The organism is Rhodoferax sp. GW821-FHT10B06, assembly GCF_059415605.1.
Genome location: NZ_JBWKNO010000010.1, coordinates 1 through 20,287 on the forward strand (window position 1 = coordinate 1; position 20,287 = coordinate 20,287).

24 protein-coding genes are annotated in these 20,287 nt (G+C 63.8%); 9 read left to right on the forward strand and 15 right to left on the reverse strand.

The annotated features are described in order from the left end of the window. Positions 1-71: 71 nt before the first annotated feature. Entirely contained in the window at positions 72-992 is a 921-nt protein-coding gene (gene argP / locus AC07O2_RS15955) for an HTH-type transcriptional regulator ArgP (RefSeq protein ID WP_495076733.1), read from the reverse strand. Between the two features lie 68 nt (positions 993-1,060). Next, positions 1,061-1,348, reverse strand: a complete 288-nt coding sequence (locus AC07O2_RS15960) for a DUF1330 domain-containing protein (protein WP_495076734.1) — start codon at positions 1,346-1,348, stop codon at positions 1,061-1,063. Positions 1,349-1,492: 144 nt separating this feature from the next. On the opposite strand from AC07O2_RS15960, the gene AC07O2_RS15965 reads away from it, so the two are divergent. Further along, positions 1,493-2,380, forward strand: a complete 888-nt coding sequence (locus AC07O2_RS15965) for a LysR substrate-binding domain-containing protein (RefSeq protein ID WP_495076735.1) — start codon at positions 1,493-1,495, stop codon at positions 2,378-2,380. 112 nt (positions 2,381-2,492) lie between these two features. Further along, positions 2,493-3,134 (forward strand): LysE/ArgO family amino acid transporter, encoded by a 642-nt coding sequence (locus AC07O2_RS15970; protein WP_495076736.1) that lies wholly within the window; start codon positions 2,493-2,495, stop codon positions 3,132-3,134. Positions 3,135-3,211: 77 nt separating this feature from the next. Here the strand turns inward: AC07O2_RS15970 and AC07O2_RS15975 are convergent, their stop codons facing one another. Beyond that, the gene (locus AC07O2_RS15975; RefSeq protein ID WP_495076737.1) at positions 3,212-4,030 is read right to left on the reverse strand and encodes a creatininase family protein; all 819 of its coding nucleotides are present in this window, start codon (positions 4,028-4,030) and stop codon (positions 3,212-3,214) included. Positions 4,031-4,071: 41 nt separating this feature from the next. Between AC07O2_RS15975 and AC07O2_RS15980 the strand changes: the two genes are divergently transcribed. Then, positions 4,072-4,821 carry an AAA family ATPase gene (locus AC07O2_RS15980; protein WP_495076738.1) on the forward strand — a complete coding sequence of 250 codons (750 nt, stop codon included), beginning with the start codon at positions 4,072-4,074 and terminating at the stop codon, positions 4,819-4,821. Here AC07O2_RS15980 and AC07O2_RS15985 read toward each other — a convergent pair. Both AC07O2_RS15985 and hemN read right to left on the reverse strand, forming a co-directional pair. Continuing rightward, positions 4,807-5,514: a sulfite exporter TauE/SafE family protein gene (locus AC07O2_RS15985; RefSeq protein WP_495076739.1), complete on the reverse strand. Its 708-nt coding sequence runs from the start codon at positions 5,512-5,514 to the stop codon at positions 4,807-4,809. The genes AC07O2_RS15980 and AC07O2_RS15985 overlap by 15 nt on opposite strands. Before the next feature lie 2 nt (positions 5,515-5,516). Continuing rightward, on the reverse strand, positions 5,517-6,899 hold the full coding sequence (hemN, locus tag AC07O2_RS15990) for an oxygen-independent coproporphyrinogen III oxidase (protein ID WP_495076740.1): 1,383 nt from the start codon (positions 6,897-6,899) through the stop codon (positions 5,517-5,519). Between the two features lie 146 nt (positions 6,900-7,045). Here hemN and fnr point away from each other — a divergent pair, with 146 nt between their 5' ends. Next, positions 7,046-7,765, forward strand: coding sequence for a fumarate/nitrate reduction transcriptional regulator Fnr (gene fnr, locus AC07O2_RS15995; protein ID WP_495076741.1), 720 nt, complete (start codon positions 7,046-7,048; stop codon positions 7,763-7,765). Here fnr and AC07O2_RS16000 read toward each other — a convergent pair. The 9 genes from AC07O2_RS16000 to AC07O2_RS16040 all read right to left on the reverse strand — a co-directional run bounded on the left by AC07O2_RS16000 (position 7,743) and on the right by AC07O2_RS16040 (position 15,880). Then, positions 7,743-7,991 (reverse strand): hypothetical protein, encoded by a 249-nt coding sequence (locus tag AC07O2_RS16000; protein ID WP_495076742.1) that lies wholly within the window; start codon positions 7,989-7,991, stop codon positions 7,743-7,745. The two genes, fnr and AC07O2_RS16000, sit on opposite strands and share 23 nt — an antisense overlap. A gap of 12 nt (positions 7,992-8,003) precedes the next feature. Further along, positions 8,004-8,276: a FixH family protein gene (locus tag AC07O2_RS16005; RefSeq protein ID WP_495076743.1), complete on the reverse strand. Its 273-nt coding sequence runs from the start codon at positions 8,274-8,276 to the stop codon at positions 8,004-8,006. 21 nt (positions 8,277-8,297) lie between these two features. Then, positions 8,298-9,668, reverse strand: coding sequence for a cytochrome c oxidase accessory protein CcoG (ccoG, locus tag AC07O2_RS16010; protein WP_495076905.1), 1,371 nt, complete (start codon positions 9,666-9,668; stop codon positions 8,298-8,300). A gap of 78 nt (positions 9,669-9,746) precedes the next feature. Further along, a complete protein-coding gene (ccoP, locus tag AC07O2_RS16015) occupies positions 9,747-10,661 on the reverse strand; it encodes a cytochrome-c oxidase, cbb3-type subunit III (RefSeq protein ID WP_495076744.1) in 915 nt (304 codons plus the stop codon). Positions 10,662-10,679: 18 nt separating this feature from the next. Continuing rightward, positions 10,680-10,817 carry a cbb3-type cytochrome oxidase subunit 3 gene (locus AC07O2_RS16020; protein ID WP_495076745.1) on the reverse strand — a complete coding sequence of 46 codons (138 nt, stop codon included), beginning with the start codon at positions 10,815-10,817 and terminating at the stop codon, positions 10,680-10,682. A gap of 15 nt (positions 10,818-10,832) precedes the next feature. Next, positions 10,833-11,543 carry a cytochrome-c oxidase, cbb3-type subunit II gene (ccoO, locus tag AC07O2_RS16025; protein WP_495076746.1) on the reverse strand — a complete coding sequence of 237 codons (711 nt, stop codon included), beginning with the start codon at positions 11,541-11,543 and terminating at the stop codon, positions 10,833-10,835. A gap of 12 nt (positions 11,544-11,555) precedes the next feature. After that, entirely contained in the window at positions 11,556-13,004 is a 1,449-nt protein-coding gene (gene ccoN / locus AC07O2_RS16030; RefSeq protein ID WP_495076906.1) for a cytochrome-c oxidase, cbb3-type subunit I, read from the reverse strand. Between the two features lie 224 nt (positions 13,005-13,228). Continuing rightward, the gene (ccoS, locus tag AC07O2_RS16035) at positions 13,229-13,366 is read right to left on the reverse strand and encodes a cbb3-type cytochrome oxidase assembly protein CcoS (protein WP_495076747.1); all 138 of its coding nucleotides are present in this window, start codon (positions 13,364-13,366) and stop codon (positions 13,229-13,231) included. 231 nt (positions 13,367-13,597) lie between these two features. Next, positions 13,598-15,880 (reverse strand): heavy metal translocating P-type ATPase, encoded by a 2,283-nt coding sequence (locus AC07O2_RS16040; protein WP_495076748.1) that lies wholly within the window; start codon positions 15,878-15,880, stop codon positions 13,598-13,600. Between the two features lie 104 nt (positions 15,881-15,984). Between AC07O2_RS16040 and AC07O2_RS16045 the strand changes: the two genes are divergently transcribed. Together AC07O2_RS16045 and AC07O2_RS16050 are read left to right on the forward strand one after the other, a co-directional pair. After that, the gene (locus AC07O2_RS16045; protein WP_495076749.1) at positions 15,985-16,422 is read left to right on the forward strand and encodes a universal stress protein; all 438 of its coding nucleotides are present in this window, start codon (positions 15,985-15,987) and stop codon (positions 16,420-16,422) included. 159 nt (positions 16,423-16,581) lie between these two features. After that, on the forward strand, positions 16,582-16,962 hold the full coding sequence (locus AC07O2_RS16050) for a hypothetical protein (protein WP_495076750.1): 381 nt from the start codon (positions 16,582-16,584) through the stop codon (positions 16,960-16,962). Positions 16,963-17,002: 40 nt separating this feature from the next. Here the strand turns inward: AC07O2_RS16050 and argG are convergent, their stop codons facing one another. Next, entirely contained in the window at positions 17,003-18,352 is a 1,350-nt protein-coding gene (argG, locus tag AC07O2_RS16055) for an argininosuccinate synthase (protein ID WP_495076751.1), read from the reverse strand. Between the two features lie 337 nt (positions 18,353-18,689). On the opposite strand from argG, the gene AC07O2_RS16060 reads away from it, so the two are divergent. From AC07O2_RS16060 to AC07O2_RS16070, 3 genes are all read left to right on the forward strand, one after another. After that, positions 18,690-19,016, forward strand: coding sequence for a plasmid stabilization protein (locus AC07O2_RS16060; protein ID WP_495076752.1), 327 nt, complete (start codon positions 18,690-18,692; stop codon positions 19,014-19,016). A gap of 17 nt (positions 19,017-19,033) precedes the next feature. Continuing rightward, a complete protein-coding gene (locus AC07O2_RS16065; RefSeq protein ID WP_495076753.1) occupies positions 19,034-19,543 on the forward strand; it encodes a CBS domain-containing protein in 510 nt (169 codons plus the stop codon). Between the two features lie 275 nt (positions 19,544-19,818). Continuing rightward, positions 19,819-20,283 (forward strand): alpha/beta fold hydrolase, encoded by a 465-nt coding sequence (locus AC07O2_RS16070; protein WP_495076754.1) that lies wholly within the window; start codon positions 19,819-19,821, stop codon positions 20,281-20,283. Positions 20,284-20,287 lie beyond the last annotated feature (4 nt).

A 20,287-nucleotide genomic window follows, 5' to 3' on the forward strand; every position in this document is an offset into this window, starting at 1 on the left:
CATACGGCCTTGCTTTCCCTGGCTTGTTGTGTCATCTGCCTTCGTAGACTTTCCCCGTTTTGTTAGCCGCTCTAAGCGTTAACGCCCACTCTCCATCCCCCCAACCCACCCGCCGCCTCCCGCACCCCCTGCGTCAGGCGTTGCGCGGACAGGGGCTCGCGCTCCCAGTGGTGCCAGTACAGGGCTACCTCCACGGCGCTGCCGGGTAGTACTTCTTCCAGCGGCAAGCGCCCCTCGCGGCGGGCCAAAAACTGGTCGGGCACCATGCCCCAGCCCATGCCGTGCTCCAGCGCGGTTTCATACGCATCGACGGCGGGCACGAAGTGCCGGGGGTATTGCGGCGCGGACAAGGCGAAGTGCTGCTGCAAAAATGCATCTTGCAGGCCGTCCGTGCGGTTGAAGATGATGGCCGGCGTAGCCAGCATGCGGTGTACCGACACGGCGCCGGCCTTGGTGCGGCACTGCGACACCAACGCAGGCGCACCGACACAGCGATAGCGCATGACGCCCAGCGACTCGGCCACACAGCCGCGCATGGGCTGGGCCAGGGTGCTGACGCAGCCAACCACTTCGCCGTTTTTCAGGGCCTCATGGGTGTGGTCCTGGTCATAGACCTGCAGATCCAGCAGCAAGCGGTAGCGCGCCACGCAGGCGGCCACGCCCGGCAGGAACCAGCTGGCCAGAGAATCTGCGTTGATAGCCACGCCCAAGGTTTGCCAGGCTGGCGTGCTGCCTTTGGCGCGGGGCAAGGCACCCACCAAATCGGCCTCCATCAGGCGCAGCTGCTTCACATGGGCCTGCAGGGCCTGGCCGGCGGGCGTGGCGCGCACGGTCTTGCCGCGCACCAGCAGGCGCTGGCCCAGCACCGTCTCCAGCCCCTTGATGCGCAGCGACACCGCCGCCAGCGTGAGGTTCAGCGCCGCAGCCGCTGGCCCAAAGCCGCCATGTTCCAGCACGGCGGCCAGGGCTTCGAGTTGTTTCGCGTCGAGCATGTGGTGGCTTCCATCAAGTATTTTTTACGTGATGGAGTTTATGCCGAGCCAAATTTAAACCTGCACCTTCAAATACCGTCCAGCAACACCAGGTCAAACTTGGCGCCACTCAGGCGCAGCTGCTTCAACGGAGCGTGGGCCGGGTCGTCGTACCAGGCATGGGCCTGGGCCGCGCTGGGAAACTCGATCATCACGGTGGTTCCCGGCAGATGCGCCTCGCCCTCCAACAGTTGCACGGGGCCCCGGGCGCGCAGGATGCCGCCGTGCTTAGCCACCAAGGCGGGCATTTTTGCACCGTATTCCTTTTGCCAATCGGTGTTGTGGATCACGAGGGAGCCAATCGCGTAGGTAGTCATCAGATAGTCCTTGGATGCGTAGTACCACCCATCTGCACGGCGGCATGCAAAGCCACCGGCCTGGGCGTATAGGTATTGTTTAAGGCACTACCATTGCAGTAAATGGGATGATCATTGCGACACCCGTAACCAATACTTCCGAATATGAGCGACAAATTGCGCAGCATGCAGGTCTTCGTGGTGGCGGCAACGGCAGAGAGCTTTGCCGCGGCGGGGCAGATGCTGGACCTGTCTGCCGTCATGGTCGGCAAACATGTGCGCGCACTGGAAGAGCAGTTGGGCGCCCGCCTGATAGAGCGCACCACCCGCAAGCAGGCATTGACCGACATCGGTAGCAGCTATCTGGAGCGCTGCCGCGAGGCCCTTACCAGCGTAGAAGCCGCCGACAGGGTGGCAGAAAGCCTGCGCGAGGCGCCGCAAGGCACGCTGCATATTTCCGCGCCCGTAGCCTACGGCGTGTACTGCCTGACGCCACTGCTCAGCGCCTACGCCGCGGCCTTCCCTGCCGTACACATCAACCTGGTGCTGAATGACCGGGTGGTGGACATGGCGGAAGAAGGCATTGATGTCGCGCTGCGCTCGGGTGCCATCACAGACAACGAACTGGTCGCGCGTCCCCTACGCCCCACCGAGGTCTGGGCCGCGGCCAGCCCGGCCTACCTGGAGCGCCGGGGCGTACCCGTCCATGCTGCGGATCTGGCGCAGCACGACTGCCTGGCATTTGCGGCCTGGGGAAGCAAGCCGCAATGGCGCTTCAGCCGTGGCGGTGAGACGGTGGCCGTGCCGGTGAAAGGCACATTCGTCAGCAACAACGGCCAGGCTTTGCTGGCGGCGGCGGTGGGCGGAATGGGCGTTGCCGTGCAGGCGGACTATCTGCTGAACCCGGCCATAGCGGCCGGCCAGCTCATCCGCCTGTTGCCTGACTGGCAATTGCCCCAGCGGGCCATGCACATCGTGCGCCGTGCGGAACGCCAGCCCACGGCCAAGCTGCGCAGCTTTATTGACTTTGTGCTGGCGCGCCTGGGCGAATAGAACTTTTACTCAATTATTTTTTATCCAATGTAATTTGAATTTAGCTTTGTTTAATTAGCAGCACAGATGCCAGACACTGCAGGCCGTTCCACAGCCCCGCTCAAAGCCCGCCATGTCCACCCTGCCCTCTTTGCTGTTCACACCCGCCTTCACCGCTGGACTGGTTCTGTGCCTGTCGCTGATCGTGGCGCTGGGGCCGCAGAACGCGCATGTGCTGCGCATGGGGCTGACCGGCCAGCATGTGTGGCTGACGGTGATGGTATGCATCGTGTCGGACATCGGGCTGATAGCCTTAAGCGTGCTGGGCCTGGCCCAGCTGGGCGGCATGTCGGACAAGCTGCAGGGCGCACTGGTGGGCTCGGGCATCGTCTTCCTGCTGTACTACGGCTGGCAGGCGTTTGCACGCTTTCGCAGTGGCACCCATCCGGAGGCCGTGGGCCTGCCCTCACAGGCGCCGATGACGCGTCGCCAAGCAGTAACTGCGGCCCTGGCTTTCGCCTGGCTGAACCCACATGCCTGGATGGATACAGCCGTGCTGATCGGCACCGCCTCGCTGGCCTGGGGTCGGCCGGGCAATGCCTGGTTTGGCCTGGGCGCGATCACGGCATCCACCCTCTGGTTTGCCAGCCTGGGCCTGGGTTTGATGCTGCTGGGCCAGCGCCTGCGCGCCCCAGCCCTGTGGCGTGCGCTGGACGGGCTGGTGGCGCTGATGATGTGGGGCACAGCCGGGGTGCTGGCCTGGGGGCTTGTGTAGCCGGTCAAAAACAGATTGCTATTTAAAATATAGCTGCCAGCGCAGGATATAACTGCGCTGGCGCCTGTTTTTATGCATCAACCCAGATCAGGCGCATCCACCAGAGTAGACAGCGGCAGCTCGGCGATCTCCTGCAGCAGCAGCGCCAGCTGCTGACCCGACGCATCCACCAGCGCCTGGCCCTTCTCCGCCGTGGCGGCGGCGGCGTTGCCGGCTGCGCCGGTGGCGTTGTAGTCCTGCATCTGCCAGCCCAGCTTGGCGCTTTTGCCATTGCCCAGAATGGGGTACTTGGCAGCCCGGTCTTGCGAGCTGGACTTGAAATCGCGCGCCTGCGCCATGTCCACAAACTGCGGGCGCAGGGCCAGCATCATCGAGGTTTCCACGTCGCCAGCATGTACGCCGAAGCGCTGCTCCTCGGCGCTGAACGGGCTGTTCGCAGCGCCCAGCGGCAAGTTGAACCAACTGGCGCTGTAGACCAGCAAATCATGCTCGGTACGCAGGGTGCGCGCCACGATGTCCATCAGGCTGACCTGGCCGCCGTGCGAGTTGAAGATCAGCAGCTTCTTTACGCCGCTGCGCGCCACGCAGGCGCCAAGCTCGGTCCAAATACGGATGACGGTTTCGGACGACAAAGTCAGCGTGCCGGGGAAGCGCTGGTGCTCGGGGCTGAAGCCAACCTGCTGGGTTGGCAGGAACAGCACCGAGGCATCGGCCGGCAGGTGCGGCAGCGCCGCCGCCACCACGCCATCCACCAACGTGGTGTCCACACTCAGGGGCAGGTGCGGGCCATGCTGCTCGGTGGCGGCCACGGGCAGAACGGCAACGGTGCGAGCCGGGTCCAGCTGCGCGAAGTCGCGGGTGCTGAGGTCGGCCCAGAAGCGTGATGAAGTGTGCATGCCAAGGATTTTAGGAGTCTGCTGCGCATAACATACAAGACATGATTTCCTCCCAGTACGTTAGCCGCGTCAGCCTCCAACGGGATAAGGTGGACTCTTTCGAACGCTACCCCTTCAACTTGCCAGCGGTACGCATGCTAGACCAGTTGGACATCCACCCAAAGGTCACCTTTTTAGTGGGAGAGAATGGCTCCGGCAAATCCACTCTATTGGAGGCCATCGCCGTTTCACTCGGTTTCAATGCCGAAGGTGGCAGCAAAAACTTCCGGTTCGGCACACGCATATCGCACTCCGAGTTGCATAGTTACCTGCGCGTTGCGAAAGGTTTCAGGCGGCCACGAGACGGTTTCTTTCTAAGGGCAGAGAGCTTTTTCAACGTCGCCACTGAAATCGAAAACCTGGATGACGATCCCACCGCGGGGCTACCCATCATCAGCCACTACGGTGGCCGCTCGCTGCATGAACAGTCGCATGGCGAGTCCTTTATGGCGCTGATGACCGAGCGATTCGGTGGTGAAAGTCTATTCCTTCTGGACGAACCCGAAGCAGCCCTGTCACCGCAACGGCAACTGGCGGCCATGTCACGCATGCACGACCTGGTGCTGCAAGGCTCTCAGTTCATCGTCGCCACCCATTCGCCCATCCTTATGGCCTACCCGGATGCCCGCATCTACCGTTGCGGCCAAGAAGGTGTATCCCCCATCGCCTACGAAGACACAGAACACTTTCAGGTCACACGAGACTTTCTTCTAAATCGGGAACGAATGCTCCAGGTTTTATTGCGCAGGTAAGCCAATAGATACAAGGCTGCGGCAAAAGTCGGCCACACGCGGATCCATGTCGTGCACCACGGCCCACAAGGCCACGGCCATCAGGGCGCCACCTGCCGCGCGCATGCCCCACTCCTTGTGCTTTGGGCTGCGCCAGGCCTGCAGGCGCAGCCACAGCCAGGGGCCGGCCATAAGAGTGATGGCGCTGCCTGCAGCAAACAAGGCCATGCACAGAGCGCCATCCAGTGGCCCGCCGCTCAGGGCCGCCACCAGCAGGGCCGAATACAGCAGGCCGCAAGGCATGAAGGCCCAGGCCGCGCCCACGCCAAAGGCCCAGCCATATCCGCCGGAGCTCGCCCGCAGGCGCGCCCACAGCTTGCGGCCCATGCCGTCTACCCATACCGGCTGGCGTGCCAAAACCAGCAAAGTCCCGCCCCAGACCAGCACGGCCACATGGAACAGGGTCCACAGCGGCTGCAGCGCGGTTGACTGGCGAGCCAGCCAGGCCAGGTTGTCGGCCGCCCAGGCCGCCAGCGCACCGGCCAGGCTGTAGCCCACCAGGCGCCCGGCCTGCAGCTGCAGCATGCCCAGCCAGGGCCGCTGCGCGCCGGCCAGACGGCCCAGGCTGCCACAGGCTGCGCCGCACATGGCGGCGCAGTGCGGACCGCCGGCCAGGCCCATCAGCAGTGCGGTCCAGGCCAGGCCCGTTTGCATGTTCAAATGATTCTTGAGAAGCGGGCGCGGTTGCGGTCAGCCTGCAGATAGCGGTCAAACACCATGGCCACCGCGCGCACCAGGAACCAGCCGGTGGCCGTGACGCGGATACCGCTGTCTTCCAACTGCACCAGGCCGGCCTCCACCAAGGGCTGCAGAGCAGCCAGCTCGGCGGCGAAGGCCTTTTTGAAATCCACCAGAAATGCCAGCTCGATGGATTCAAACTGCACCTCGCCCTGGCACATCAGACCCATGATGATGGCGCGGCGCACCAGGTCGTCGCGGTTCAGCGCCAGGCCACGCACCACCGGTAGCTGGCCCTGGTCGATACGGTCGCAGTATTCCTCCAGGGTCTTGGCGTTCTGGCTGTAGGTGGCGCCTATGCGGCCTATGGCCGACACGCCCAGGCCGACCAGGTCGCAGTCGGGCTGGGTGCTGTAGCCCTGGAAGTTGCGGTGCAGCCGGCCCTGGCGCTGGGCGATGGCCAGCGCGTCGTTGGGCAAGGCGAAGTGGTCCATGCCGATGTACACATAGCCGGCTTCCAAAAAGGTGTCGAAGGCCTGCGACAGCATGGACAGCTTGTCGGCCGCCGCCGGCAGCTCAGCGCCCAGAATGCGGCGTTGGGGCTTGAAGCGCTCGGGCAGATGGGCATAGGCGTACAGGGCAATGCGGTCGGGCCGCAGCTCTACCACCTGCTCCAGCGTGCGTGCAAAAGATGCCGGTGTCTGCCGTGGCAAGCCGTAGATCAGGTCCACATTGATGGACTCAAAGCCCAGCGTGCGGGCCACCTCCACCAGCTCGAACACTTGCTGCGCGGGTTGGATGCGGTGCACCGCTTTTTGCACGTCGGCATCAAAGTCCTGTACCCCAAAGCTGAGCCGGTTGAAGCCCAAGGTGGCCAAAGCTTGCAGGCGTTTGGCGTCCACCGTGCGGGGGTCCACCTCAATAGAGTATTCGCCGCCGGGGGCCAACACGAAATGGCGCCGCAACATGGCCATCAGCTGGGCCAGCTCGTCGTCACTCAAAAAAGTAGGGCTGCCTCCGCCCAGGTGCAGTTGGCTGACATTGCGCCGCTCGCCCAGCTGGGCGGTGTGCAGAGCGGTTTCGCGCTCCAGATAGCGCAGATAGGCGGCTCCGCGCTCATGCCGCTTGGTGATGATCTTGTTGCAGGCGCAGTAATAGCAAAGCGACTCGCAAAACGGTATGTGCACATACAGCGACAAGGGCAGGCTCAGTGCTGCCGCCCCCTGGTTGCGTTGCTGCAGGGCCCGCCCATAGTCCTCGCAGGTAAAGGCCTCGACAAACCTGTCGGCGGTGGGATAGGACGTGTACCGCGGCCCAGGCACATCAAAACGGCGTAACAATTCGGGCAAAACACGGGTCATGGCGGGCAGTCAGGTTGCATGACTGGAATGTGCCGCGAAGCCACGCTTGTTTCATTGACGTGGATCAAAACCGCAGCAGATGGCACCAGAGACAATGAGATACATCAAATAGCTCCATTGATCTCCATCAAGTTCATACTCTGCGCATGGTCCCCACCTCAATCAAAGTCGCTTGCTCCAACTGCAACCTGCGTGAGCTGTGCATGCCCTTGGGCCTGAACAAAGAAGAGCTAGAGCGCATTGACGACCTGGTAGCAGTGCGCCGAAAGGTACTGCGAGGCACGGCGCTGTTCCATAACGGCGAAACCTTCAAGGCGCTGTACGCCATCCGTACAGGCTTCTTCAAGACCACCGTCACCACCGAAGATGGCCGCGACCAGGTTACCGGCTTTCAAATGGCAGGCGAAATCATCGGCCTGGACGGCATCGTCAACGACCACCACACCTGCGATGCGGTGGCCCTGGAAGATGCCGAAGTGTGCGAAATGCCCTTCCACCGCATTGAAGAGCTCTCGCGCGAAGTCAACTCCCTGCAGCGCCATGTGCACAAGATCATGAGCCGCGAAATCGTGCGCGAGCACGGCGTGATGCTGCTACTGGGCAGCATGCGCGCCGAGGAACGCCTGGCGGCCTTTTTGCTGAACCTGGTGCAGCGTCTGCATGCGCGCGGGTTTTCACAGTCCGAACTCATCCTGCGCATGACGCGCGAGGAAATCGGCAGCTACCTGGGCCTGAAACTGGAAACCGTGAGCCGCACCTTCTCCAAATTTGTGGAAGACGGCGTGGTCGAGGTCAAGCAGCGCCACATCCGCATCCTGGACACCGAAGCGCTCAAGCGCATCGTCAATCTTCAGCCCTGTCTCTAGGCACTGTCACCGGCTGGCCCACCAGCAGCGTCAGGCAACCCACCAGCACAGCCACCGCCCAGAACGCAAAGAACGCCAGGCTGTACACGCCCTGGCGTGACAAAGGCAGCGGCTGCCCCAGCCATTGCAGGCTGTAGGGATCGACCACCGCAAACACCAGCATCTCCAGTATGCATGCGCCCAGGAACGCGGGCCAGACCACACCTACCACCCTAAAGCTTTGCATAGTGCCCTCCGGCTACTTGGTACGCACCGAGCCGGGCGGCGACGCAGCATGGTTGCGCCCCTGCTCGGCCGGTGCCAGCGGGCCCTGGGCGGCCAGGGTCTTATTGATCTCCAGCCCCTGGCGGTAGTAGTCCTGGGCCAGCACCGGGTCCTGCTGGCGGATGGCGATCCAGCCCGAGACCAAGGCCGCCACCACCACGGCCAGCGGGCCGGAAATCACCAGCCAGACATAGCCGTAGCGCCACCATGGCAGCGGCACCGGTGTAGCAGATACATGAGAGGGCATGGCAGTCTCCTGGAGTTATCGTCAGCGGGGAACAAAGAACGTGGACTTTTCCGACACCTTGGTGCTTCCATCCGCAGTCTGGATGTCGAAGAATACCGGGTAAGAGCCCGGTTCGACAGAACCATAAGGGATATGCAGGCGCACCGCCACCCAGCGCGAGGCTACCGGCTCCAGGTCCACCCATTCGTCCGAGGCCAGCACCAGCCCGTCCAGCCCATGGGCTATGAGACGGTAGCGCTGCGGCAGTTCACTGGCGTTCATGACCTGCAGGCGGTACACGTTTTCCAGCTGGCCACCGGACACAATGCGGGATAGCGCCGCGCGGTCGCGCACCACGTCCACCTTCAGCGGGGTACGCGTCAACAGGCTGCCCAGCAGCGCCAGCGTCAACACCAGCAGTACCGTGCCGTAGACCAGTACCCGAGGCCGCAGCACACGCCGCAGTATCTGCCGGCCCGACCAGCCCTGGGCCATGCCGTTCTGGGTGGCAAAGCGGATCAGGCCAGGGGCATAGCCCATCTTGTCCATCACGCCATCGCATACATCCACGCAGGCGGCGCAGCCTATGCATTCGTACTGCAAGCCCTCGCGGATATCGATGCCGGTGGGGCAGACCTGCACGCACAGCGTGCAGTCCACGCAAGAGCCCAGGCCCAGGGCCGCAGGGTCGGCCTTGCGCGAACGCGAGCCCCGGGGCTCACCACGGGTGGTGTCGTAGCTGACGATCAGCGTGTCCTTGTCGAACATGGCGCTCTGGAAGCGCGCATAGGGGCACATGTATTTGCAGACCTGCTCGCGCATGAAGCCGGCGTTGCCATAGGTGGCAAAGCTGTAGAACAGACCCCAGAACACTTCCCACGAACCAAAGCTGCCGCTCAAAGACTCCTGCAGCAGCGCATAGGTGGGTGTGAAATACGAGACAAAGGTAAAACCGGTCCACAGGGACAGCAACAGCCAAGCGCCGTGCTTGGCCGACTTGCGGGCCAGCTTGTGGGCCGACATGGGCGCGCCATCCAAGCGCATGCGGGCGGCACGGTCGCCCTCGATATGGCGCTCTATCCACATGAAGATTTCGCTGTACACCGTCTGCGGGCAGGCAAAGCCACACCATAGGCGCCCTGCCACGGCGGTGAACAGAAACAGGGACAGCGCAGACACCACCAGCAGCCCGGTCAGGTAGATGAAATCCTGCGGGTACAACACCAGTGAGAAGATGTAGAAGCGGCGCGCCTCCAGGTCAAACAGTACCGCCTGGCGCTGACCCCATTGCAGCCAGGGCAGGCCATAGAACACCAGCTGCGTCAGCAACACCATGGCCCAGCGCCAGCGCGCAAACAGGCCCTGCACTGAACGTGGGTAGATCTTCTTGCTGGCCGCGTACAGCGACACCATCACCTCATCGGCATCTGCTCCAGGCACAGGCACGATGGGAATGGTCTTGCGGGGCGCGACGGTGTTCACACCATGCTCCTACTTGCTGGCCACAGGCTTGTTGGACATGCCCCAGATGTAAGCCGTCAACACATGGATCTGGGCCTCGGTCAGCTTGCCCTGCTGGGCAGGCATCTGGTTGATCTTGCCCTTATTGACCATCTCCATGATGGCGGCCTCGCCCCAACCGTGCAGCCAGATGTCGTCCGACAGATTAGGGGCGCCCAGCGCCTGGTTGCCCTTACCGCCCACCCCGTGGCAGGCTGCGCAGACACCAAACTTGGCCTTGCCCAGACCGGCGCGCACCGAGTCATGCGGGCTGCCCGACAGGCTCAGCACATAGTTGGCCACGTTCTTCACGTCGTCCGGCGTGCCCACCGCAGCGGCCATCGGCGGCATTTGGCCGATGCGGCCATGGGTGATGGTTTCCTTGATCTTGTCTGGCGTACCGCCGTGCAGCCAGTCGGCATCGGTCAGGTTGGGGAAGCCTTTGCTGCCGCGTGCGTCCGAGCCGTGGCACTGGGCGCAGTTGTTCATGAACAGGCGCTCGCCAATCGCCATGGCCGGCGCGCGGCCCGCCAGTTGCTCGGGCGGCAGAGCCACAAAATCGGCATACAGGGGCTGCAGCGCCGCATCTGCGGTTTTCACTTCGTCGCTGTATTCGTTGGCCGAAGTCCAACCCAGCTTGCCGGCAAAGTTGCCCAGGCCGGGGTAGAAGGCCAGGTAGCCGACTGAGAACACGATGGTCAAGACGAACAAGCCCACCCACCAGCGTGGCAAGGGGTTGTTCATCTCGCGCAGGTCACCGTCCCACACATGGCCGGTGGTGTTGTCGCTCTGGAACGGCACCTTTTTACGGGCCGTGATCCAAAGCAGCAGCAAGCAGGCGGCAATGCTGGCGACCGAGATGGCCGCGATACATACCGACCAGAGATTGTTTGTGAAATCGCTCATACAAAATCCTCTTGGGAATCAGTCTTGCTGGAAAGGCAGTTGTGCTGCCTCGTCAAACTGGGCTTTGTTGCGGCTGGAAAAAGCCCAAACCCAGATACCAACAAAGGTGATGAAGCTGACAACCGTGGCGGCGATGCGCAAGGTGGTGACGTCCATGGCGGGCTTTCTGTATCAAGGAGCGTTAACTGGGGTAACGGGCGTGGCGGACGCTGGAGCAGCGGGCGCCGTGGCAGCGGACTGCGCGGCCAACTGATCAGACAGCGCACGGCCCAGCACCTGCAGGTAGGCGATCAGGGCTTCCTGTTCGGTCTTGTCTTTCACCTCGGCCGCTGCGCCGGCAATTTCGGCGTCGGTATAGGGCACGCCCACGGTGCGCAAGGCCTTCATGCGCGGCGCCACATCGGTCGGGTCCAGCAGGGCCTTTTCCAACCAGGGGTAGGCCGGCATGTTCGACTCGGGCACCACGTCGCGCGGGTTGTGCAGGTGGATGCGATGCCATTCGTCGCTGTACTTGCCGCCCACGCGGTGCAGGTCCGGGCCGGTGCGCTTGCTGCCCCACTGGAACGGGTGGTCGTAGACAAATTCACCCGCCACCGAGTAGTGGCCGTAGCGCAGTGTCTCGGCGCGGAACGGGCGGATCATCTGCGAATGGCAGCCGTAGCAGCCTTCGCGCAGGTAGATGTCGCGGCCCATCAGTTGCAAGGGTGTGTAGGGCTTCAGGCCGGTGACCGGCTCGGTGGTGGACTTCTGGAAGAACAGCGGCACGATCTCCACCATGCCGCCCACGGCGACCACCAGCAGGATCAGCACGATCATCAAGAAGTTATTGGTCTCGATCTTCTCGTGCGAGAAGAAGGGCACGGGTTTGTTGTTGTCAGACATGGGTTGTATTCCTCAGGCGTGGGCCACCGACGTGTTGGGGACCGGCACCAGTTGCGAGCGTCCGGAGATGGCGGTCATCCACACATTCCAGGCCATGACCAGCATGCCGCCCAGGTACAGAACGCCACCGGCCACACGCACCACATAGAACGGGAAGGTGGCTTTCACGCTTTCCACAAAGGTGTAGGTCAGGGTGCCGTCGGCATTGATGGCACGCCACATCAGGCCCTGCATCACACCGGCAATCCACATGGCCGCGATGTACAGCACCACGCCAATGGTGGCCATCCAGAAGTGCAGCTCGATGGCAGGCACGCTGTGCATCTTCTTGCCGCCAAACATACGCGGGATCAGGTAGTACAGAGAGCCCATGGACACAAAGCCGACCCAGCCCAGCGCACCGGAATGCACGTGGCCAATGGTCCAGTCGGTGTAGTGGCTCAAGGCGTTCACCGTCTTGATGGCCATCATCGGACCTTCAAAGGTGCTCATGCCATAGAAGGACAGGGACACGATCAGGAAGCGCAGGATCGGGTCGTCGCGCAGCTTGTGCCAGGCGCCCGACAAGGTCATCACGCCGTTGATCATGCCGCCCCAGCTAGGCGCCAGCAGGATCAGCGAGAACACCATGCCCAGCGACTGGGTCCAGTCAGGCAAGGCCGTGTAGTGCAGATGGTGTGGGCCGGCCCACATATAGGTGAAGATCAGCGCCCAGAAGTGGACGATGGACAGGCGGTACGAGTACACCGGCCGCTCAGCCTGCTTGGGGATGAAGTAGTACATCATGCCCAGGAAGCCGGCCGTCAGGAAGAACCCCACGGCATTGTGGCCATACCACCACTGCACCATGGCGTCTTGCACACCGGCGTAGGCCGAGTAGGACTTCATCCAGCCCGCAGGCACCTCGGCGCTGTTCACCACATGCAGCAAGGCCACGGCGATGATGAAGGCCCCGTAGAACCAGTTAGCCACGTAGATGTGGCGCACGCGGCGCCGGCCCACAGTACCAAAAAAGACGATGGCGTAAGCCACCCACACCAGGGTGATGAGGATGTCGATGGGCCATTCCAGCTCGGCGTATTCCTTGCCGGTGGTGTAGCCCAGGGGCAGGCTGATGGCCGCGCCCACAATGACAGCCTGCCAGCCCCAGAACACAAAGGACGCCAGCGGCGGGCAGAACAAGCGCACCTGGCAGGTACGCTGCACCACGTAGAAGCTGGTCGCCATCAGTGCGCAACCGCCAAAGGCAAAAATCACCGCATTGGTATGCAGGGGGCGAATCCGGCCGTAGCTGAGCCAGGGAATGCCGTTGGTAAGGTCTGGCCATGCCAGCTGGGATGCGATAAGCAAACCTACCGTCATGCCCACCACACCCCACACGACGGCCATGATGGAAAACTGCCGGACGGCGGTGTCGCTGTAGACCTCCGGTCCTGCGGATTGTGAATGCGTGATAGCCATGGGCACCTCTTCTGTGTATGGCATGCAGTGTCCCGGCGACAGGCCGGACACACTTTGATGCAAGTCAACCGAAAGTCACTTAGCGCCCTTGCAACCAGCCTCCCCGCATCTTTCAAGAACACCGCAGAACCGGCTTTGCAAGGGGGGTTGGAGTGGCGACATGCGTTCTCGGCCCAACGGGCCGATTCCGGGAAGCGCGCGAAGCCTGGGGGAGAGCCACCAAGCTAGTCGTTGTGCAGAATGCGCTCGCCTTCTTGCTCCACCGATTCGAACTGGCCCTGGTAAATAGCCCACCACAGCCCGCCCAGAATGGCCAGCACCAGCACTACCGACAAGGGAATCAACAGGTACAGGATGTCCATCAGGGTCTCGCACCTTGTTTGCTATGCATTCCATAGCTGCTTGCGCAGACAACACCTGCCCAGGCAGGTCTTTTTATGTAAATCATGCAAATACTCGCCACCCGACAACGGGCACAACGGACCTCAAGCCAGGAACCCGTGGAACCGGCTCCGCCGGGCCACTGGGTTCGCCCCCTGCAAGGGGGTTGGCGAAAACGCGCAACGTGTAGCCTGGGGGTGAGCAATGACACATCATGCTTTGGACAATCTAGCGGCATTCAGCACCACCAACAGGGAACTCAGCGCCATGCCTAGGCCTGCCGCCCAGGCGGGCAGCCAGCCCACCAAGGCCAGCGGCACGCACAGCGCGTTGTAGGCCGCGGCCCAAGCCAGGTTTTGCCGCACCACACGCAGTGTGCGGCGGGCGGTGCGCAATGCCTGCGGCAGGGCCAGCAAAGCGCCACCGGTCACCACGAAATCCGCCTGTCGCTGGGCCAAAGGCACGGCCTGGCCAAAGGCAAACGACACATGGGCTCCGGCCAGCACCGGCCCGTCGTTCAGTCCGTCGCCCACCATGGCCACCCGGTGGCCACCGGCCTGCAGGGCGCGCAAATGGGCCAGCTTGTCCTGCGGCGCGCAGCCCCCCCGCGCCTGCTCTATGCCCAGTTGCGCAGCCACGCGCTGGGCCGCCGCCGGCTGGTCGCCAGACAGCAACTCCACGCGCACGCCCGCCTCGCGCAGGGCCTGCACCGCCTGCGCCGCATCCGGCCGCAGGTCTTCCGACACATCAAAACTGGCCAGCCAACCCTGGGCATCGCTGAGGTGTACCTGTTGCTGCACCGGGTCGCCCGGCGTGCCGCAAAAGCGGGCCGAGCCAAAGCGCAAGGCGCCGTGACGGCTCTGGCCATGCATGCCCAGGCCGACGGCCTCCTCCACTTCCACCACATCGGACGGCAACTGCAGCCCCCGGGCCTGCGCGGCCGCGGCCACCGCCCGCGCCACCGGGTGCAGAGAGGGTGCGGCCAGCGCCGCCGCCAGGGCCAGAGCCTCGTCGTCGGACAGGCCGGCGCAGGTATGGATAGCCGATACCGCCATGCCATCCAAGGTCAGCGTGCCGGTCTTGTCGAATACCACGGTGTCCACCTGGGCCAGGTTTTCCAGTGCCTGCAGGCGGCGCACCAGCACGCCCGATTTGGCCAGCTTGCCAGCAGCGGCCAGCAGCGCCGCCGGCGTGGCCAGCGACAGGGCGCAAGGGCAAGTCACCACCAGCACGGCCACCGCCACCATCAGCGCATGGCCGGGGCCGGACGGCCACCAGAACGCGCCCGCCAACGCAGCAGCCACCAGCACACACCACAGAAACGGGCGCGCCATGCGGTCGGCCAGCTGGGCCAGACGCGGCTTCTGGCTGGCGGCCTCGGCCATCAGCGCCACGATCTGGGCGAAGCGGGTGTCGCTACCCAGGCACTCCACATGCAGCTCCACCGGGGCGCTCAGGTTGTAACTGCCGGCCAGCACGGCGTCGCCGGGGCCACGGCCCAGCGGCGTGGATTCGCCGGTCAGCAGGGCCTCGTCCACCTGGGTGCGGCCCAGCAACAGGCTGCCGTCTGCCGGAAAGGCCTCGCCTGGCAGCACGCGGATACGGTCGCCCAGCTGCAGGCGCCGCACCGCCACGCGTACAAAGGCCGGCACGGCGGCGCTGGCGTCCCAGCGCTGCACGCTGTCGGGCAGGCGGCTGATCAGTGCCTCCAGCGCGCCGGCGGTGCGGTCGCGCAGGCGCAGCTCCAGCCAGCGGCCGGAGAGCAGAAAGAAGACGAACATGGTGAGCGAGTCGAAATACACCTCACGGCCCAGCGGCCCGGTCGGGTCGAAGGTACCGGCGGTGCTGACCGCAAACGCCACAGCCATGCCCAGCGCGGCCGGCAGGTCCATGCTGGCGCGGCGGTGCCACAGGTCACGCCAGGCAGCGCTAAAAAACGGCCCGCAGGAAAACACCACCACCGGCAGGGTCAGTACCCAGGAGGCCCAGCGCAGCAGTTGGGCCATGTCGGGCGTCAACTCGCCCGGCCCGGCCACATAGGCAGGCATGGCATACATCATCACCTGCAGCATGCAAAAGCCGGCCACCAGCCAACGCCACAGGGCGCGCCGCTGGGCCTGCTGGCGCAAGGCCCGCTCGGTGGCGTCCAGCGCGGGCACTGCACGGTAGCCCGCGCGTTGCACGGCGGCCAACCACTGCGAGGGCCGGCCCACATCGTCCAGCCAGACCACGCGCGCGCGTTGGGATGCCGCCCCCACCTCGACCTGCACCACGCCAGGCAGCTTGCGCAGCGCATCTTCCACCGACAAGGCACAGGCCGCGCAGCGCATGCCCTCCACCAGCAGCTGCGACTCCTGGCAGTGGGGCCACTGCGTGGAAGGCCGGCTGAAGGCCGCCCATTCGGACGGTTCGTCCAGCCACGCGGTCTGCTCTGCCTGCGCGGAAGGCGTAGGCAGGGACAGGGGCGGCGGGGCGATCTCAAGGCTGGCGGGCATGCCACGAGACTAGCGCTGTAGGACGGCGCCGCGTTTGACCTAGATCAACACCCCAGTCCCCACATAAGACTTATGCTGAAGCCATTCCACTACCGGAGAACGCCATGTACCGCTGCATTCTTGTCGCAACCGATGGGTCCGAACTGTCCCAACTGGCCGTTACCAGCGGCATTGACCTGGCCAGACTGACCGGCGCCCAACTGGTCATCGCGAAGGTCGTGCCAACCTATGCCCGCACCTATTTCGAAGGCTCCATCCCGGTGAGCCTGGACGAAAGCGCCCGCATCGAACAGCAATGGGCCGATGAAGCCCAGGCCGTGGTGGATGCCGCCAAGGCCCTGGCCGATGGCGTCAATACCAAGGCCGTGGTGGTGCGTTCGGACCTGGTGGCCGAGGGTCTGATTGCCGCCGCCACCGAGCACAATGCCGATCTGATCGTGATGGCCTCGCACGGCCGACGCGGTCTGAAACGCCTGCTGCTGGGCAGCGAAACCCAGCAGGTGCTGACGCACTCGCACACCCCGGTGCTGATTCTGCGTTGAAGACACTGCATTGAATAACCATCCAGCGCAGGTACTACCTGCGTCAGTAGCTACCAAATATATAGCAAACACGGAGTCGGGGAATTCCTGGTCCCCGGCTACGCCATGCGCCAGATGCGGCGACACTGGGGGCTTGTTGTGCTCTCAAAGGCTGATGCCATGGCTTTAGGCTGGTTCTCGCTGCTCAAAACCGTTCCCTGGTCCGACGTGATCGCCACCGCCCCGGTGGTGGCCGACGGCGCCAAACGGCTGTGGAAAAGCATGGCCAAAAAGCCACCGGTAGTGCCCACCCCGGTGCCGACGGCGGTAGCTGGCGAGCCCACATCGCTCGCCCAGTTGCAAGCACGCGTGGCCGCGCTGGAGCTGGGAGCCGAAGAAATGCGCGCCCAGCTGCGCGTCTCGTCCGAGCTTATCCAGTCACTGGCCGAACAGAACAAGGAGTTGGTGCAAAGGGTGGAGGCGCACCGCGTGCGCCTGCTCTGGGCCAGCACCGGCATAGTTGCCCTGGTGCTGGCGGTCGCCTGGCTGGCGACACGCTAAAGCCCTGAAGCCCTGTAAGAAGGGCCAGAAGGGCCGTCGCTTAGACCTTGCCGCCGGGGTTGGCGATCAACGCCACGCCAGCTGCGTCCGAGCCGGTGCCCAGCAAGCCGGCACGGGTGTAGACGCCCAGCTTCTCGCGGGTGTCGGCGATGTCCAGATTGCGCATGGTCAGCTGGCCGATGCGGTCGGCCGGCGTGAAGGCCGCGTCTTCCACTTTTTCCATTGACAGGCGCTCGGGCGCGTAGGTCAGGTTCGGGCTGCTGGTGTCCATGATGGAATAGTCGTTGCCGCGGCGCAGTTCCAAGGTCACTTCGCCGGTGATGGCGCGGGCGATCCAGCGCTGGGCGGTTTCGCGCAGCATCAGGGCTTGCGAGTCGAACCAGCGGCCTTGGTACAGCAGGCGGCCCAGGCGGCGGCCATTGCTGCGGTACTGCTCGATGGTGTCTTCGTTGTGGATGCCGGTGACCAGGCGCTCGTAGGCGATGTGCAGCAGCGCCATGCCGGGGGCTTCGTAGATGCCGCGGCTCTTGGCTTCGATGATGCGGTTCTCGATCTGGTCGCACATGCCCAGGCCGTGGCGGCCACCGATTTCATTGGCGGCATACATCAGGGCCACAGCGTCGGAGTAGGTCTGGCCGTTCAGGGCGACCGGCTGGCCTTCTTCAAAGCGCACGGTGACGCTCTCAGCCTTGACCACGCAGTCTTCGCGCCAGAACGGCACGCCCATGATGGGCTTGACGATGTGCATGCCGGCGTTCAGGAACTCCAAGTCCTTGGCTTCGTGGGTCGCGCCCAGGATGTTGGAGTCGGTCGAATAGGCCTTCTCTACGCTCATCTTGTAGTCGAAACCGTTGGCCACCAGGTACTCGCTCATCTCCTTGCGGCCACCGAGCTCGTCGATGAACAGCTGGTCCAGCCAGGGCTTGTAGATGCGCAACTCGGGGTTGCACAGCAGACCGTAGCGGTAGAAGCGCTCGATGTCGTTGCCCTTGTAGGTGCTGCCGTCGCCCCAGATGTTCACGCCGTCATCGCGCATGGCCACCACCAGCGCGGTGCCGGTAACAGCACGGCCCAGCGGCGTGGTGTTGAAGTAGGTGGCGCCACCGGTGCTGATATGGAAGGCGCCGGACTGGATGGCGGCAATGCCCTCGGCCACCAGCTGTGGGCGGCAATCGACCAGGCGGGCCATTTCGGCGCCGTAGGCCAGGGCCTTGCGGGGGATTTCGTCGTAATCGGACTCGTCGGGCTGGCCCAGATTCGCGGTGTAGGCGCAGGGAATGGCGCCCTTGGCGCGCATCCAGTGCACGGCGGCGCTGGTGTCCAGCCCCCCCGAAAACGCGATGCCGACACGTTCGCCAGCGGGGAGTTTTTGCAAAATATTGGCAGCCATGGTGTTCTCTGTGTCAGTGCGAAACCTTCGATGTTAATTGACGCGGGGGATTCCACTTGCCAGGACGCCATTGCAGTTGGATCTGGATGGGCATGTATTGCTATATTTTTTGCAGCTGCCAGCACAGATAAATATTACGCCCACGGCATATTTGAACCCCGTGCCACCCGCCTGGTGTTTGGCATCTGGGGGCTCGGCGCACCGGTGCGCTGGCTCTGTACATTCACATACAAACACAGTGGTGTTTCGTCACTACCATGGTCCAACGCAGCGCGCAAGGGCAGCACTCTCCGAGACCCGGCCCCAAGCCACTTGCCCCACACACCAAGGATTCGCCATGCCGCAAAAGACCTGGAGCGCAAAACGTGAGCGCCAATACATGCTCATCAAGGAGAGCCTGCTGAAACGCGGAAAACCCCAGCCCCTGGCCGAGGAAATTGCCGCACGCGTCGTCAACAAGGAACGCGCGCAACACGGCGAATCCGTCGAGGCCAGCGCCTCGTCACTCAACGATATGCCGGCGGGCCGGCGCGGTGGCTTGCGCTCGCATAAGGGGCCGGGCGGACGTACGCTGCTGCAGCTGCGCAATGAGGCCCGACAGCGCGGCATCAAAGGCCGCTCGACAATGAACAAGGCGCAGCTTGAAGCTGCGTTGGCCCCATGAAAACACTAGCGTCCGTTATGGCCGCAAGCACCGCCCCCGAGAGCCCGCCTGCGGCGGTGGCAGAGGCCCGTACCGTGGCCCCCTTGCTGGTCGGCAGCATCGAATCGGTGGCCCGCTCGCGGCTGCTGACCGTATCACCGGACAGCCAACTGGTCGAAGTGGCCGCGCTGTTGTCCGAGGCGCAAATCAGCACCGTGGTGGTGTGCGATGCCGGGGGAGTCCCCCTGGGCACGATCACGGAGACCATCCTGATCAAGCATCTGGGTTTGGGCCAAGCGAACTTCTTCACCACCCGCGCTGGTGAAGTGATGACGCGTGGGTTCACCACTTGCGCACCAGAAGACTTGCTCTCCGATGTTCTGACCATGATGCATGCACGCGGGCTCATCCACGTGCTGCTGGTGCGCTCGGACGGCAAGCTGCTGGGGGTCGTGAACTCCCGCGACGGACTGCGTGCGCTACTGGCCGCAGGCAACCACGAAGAGGCGCTGCTGCGCGACTATGTAATGGGCGTCGGCTACCAATAAGCCTGTCTTGTCTTCATCGCCCTCGCGCGGTACGCATGCGCGCTCCACCACCCAGGAGACATTCATGCATACAGCCAACAACTCGCCACGCAAGCCCGCCCAGGTCACGGCATTCCCTCGCAAGACCCGGACTCTGCAACGCAAACCGCGCTGGACCCCGAGGAATCGGAGCGCGAAGTCAAGTCCCTGCTGGCCGACGATCTGCAGCGGGTCCTGGACCACTGCGAGTTGCAGGACGTGACGCTGGTGGGCTTCTCGATGGGCGGGGGGGCGAGGTGGCCCGCTACATCGCGCGGCATGGCGAATCACGCCTGCACAGCCAGGTGTTTGCCGCTGCCGTGCCGCCCTACCTGATGCAAACGGCCGCCCCCCCCGATGGTCCGCTCACGCACAAAGCACAACAAAGCAGGAATGCGCTGGAGCGAGACCGCGACGCCTTCTTCGCGCATGTCACCCAGGACTTCTTCTCGGCCCACGGTGTGCTGCAGGTCACAGAGTCGCAGCGCAGCAACGCCATCGCCCTGTGCCACCAGTCGGCGCAGTATGCGGCCTTAGCGTGCATGGACGCCTTCGGCACCACCGACTTCCGCGCAGACCTGCAGCGCATAACCGTGCCAACGCTCGTCATCCATGGCGAGGCAGATGCTATCGTACCCATCGAAGGCTCGGGCCTGCGCACCCACCACGCGGTGCACCATAGCCAGTTGGTGAAAGCAAGCGGTGCATCGCAATGGCTTTAACGTT

Bases quoted from the DNA above. Each gene is read 5' to 3' on its own strand.
- argP (WP_495076733.1), bottom strand. From the start codon at position 992: ATGCTCGACGCGAAACAACTCGAAGCCCTGGCCGCCGTGCTGGAACAT.
- AC07O2_RS15960 (WP_495076734.1), bottom strand. From the start codon at position 1,348: ATGACTACCTACGCGATTGGCTCCCTCGTGATCCACAACACCGATTGG.
- AC07O2_RS15965 (WP_495076735.1), top strand. From the start codon at position 1,493: ATGAGCGACAAATTGCGCAGCATGCAGGTCTTCGTGGTGGCGGCAACG.
- AC07O2_RS15970 (WP_495076736.1), top strand. From the start codon at position 2,493: ATGTCCACCCTGCCCTCTTTGCTGTTCACACCCGCCTTCACCGCTGGA.
- AC07O2_RS15975 (WP_495076737.1), bottom strand. From the start codon at position 4,030: ATGCACACTTCATCACGCTTCTGGGCCGACCTCAGCACCCGCGACTTC.
- AC07O2_RS15980 (WP_495076738.1), top strand. From the start codon at position 4,072: ATGATTTCCTCCCAGTACGTTAGCCGCGTCAGCCTCCAACGGGATAAG.
- AC07O2_RS15985 (WP_495076739.1), bottom strand. From the start codon at position 5,514: ATGCAAACGGGCCTGGCCTGGACCGCACTGCTGATGGGCCTGGCCGGC.
- hemN (WP_495076740.1), bottom strand. From the start codon at position 6,899: ATGACCCGTGTTTTGCCCGAATTGTTACGCCGTTTTGATGTGCCTGGG.
- fnr (WP_495076741.1), top strand. From the start codon at position 7,046: ATGGTCCCCACCTCAATCAAAGTCGCTTGCTCCAACTGCAACCTGCGT.
- AC07O2_RS16000 (WP_495076742.1), bottom strand. From the start codon at position 7,991: ATGCAAAGCTTTAGGGTGGTAGGTGTGGTCTGGCCCGCGTTCCTGGGC.
- AC07O2_RS16005 (WP_495076743.1), bottom strand. From the start codon at position 8,276: ATGCCCTCTCATGTATCTGCTACACCGGTGCCGCTGCCATGGTGGCGC.
- ccoG (WP_495076905.1), bottom strand. From the start codon at position 9,668: ATGGTGTCGCTGTACGCGGCCAGCAAGAAGATCTACCCACGTTCAGTG.
- ccoP (WP_495076744.1), bottom strand. From the start codon at position 10,661: ATGAGCGATTTCACAAACAATCTCTGGTCGGTATGTATCGCGGCCATC.
- AC07O2_RS16020 (WP_495076745.1), bottom strand. From the start codon at position 10,817: ATGGACGTCACCACCTTGCGCATCGCCGCCACGGTTGTCAGCTTCATC.
- ccoO (WP_495076746.1), bottom strand. From the start codon at position 11,543: ATGTCTGACAACAACAAACCCGTGCCCTTCTTCTCGCACGAGAAGATC.
- ccoN (WP_495076906.1), bottom strand. From the start codon at position 13,004: ATGGCTATCACGCATTCACAATCCGCAGGACCGGAGGTCTACAGCGAC.
- ccoS (WP_495076747.1), bottom strand. From the start codon at position 13,366: ATGGACATCCTGTACCTGTTGATTCCCTTGTCGGTAGTGCTGGTGCTG.
- AC07O2_RS16040 (WP_495076748.1), bottom strand. From the start codon at position 15,880: ATGCCCGCCAGCCTTGAGATCGCCCCGCCGCCCCTGTCCCTGCCTACG.
- AC07O2_RS16045 (WP_495076749.1), top strand. From the start codon at position 15,985: ATGTACCGCTGCATTCTTGTCGCAACCGATGGGTCCGAACTGTCCCAA.
- AC07O2_RS16050 (WP_495076750.1), top strand. From the start codon at position 16,582: ATGGCTTTAGGCTGGTTCTCGCTGCTCAAAACCGTTCCCTGGTCCGAC.
- argG (WP_495076751.1), bottom strand. From the start codon at position 18,352: ATGGCTGCCAATATTTTGCAAAAACTCCCCGCTGGCGAACGTGTCGGC.
- AC07O2_RS16060 (WP_495076752.1), top strand. From the start codon at position 18,690: ATGCCGCAAAAGACCTGGAGCGCAAAACGTGAGCGCCAATACATGCTC.
- AC07O2_RS16065 (WP_495076753.1), top strand. From the start codon at position 19,034: ATGGCCGCAAGCACCGCCCCCGAGAGCCCGCCTGCGGCGGTGGCAGAG.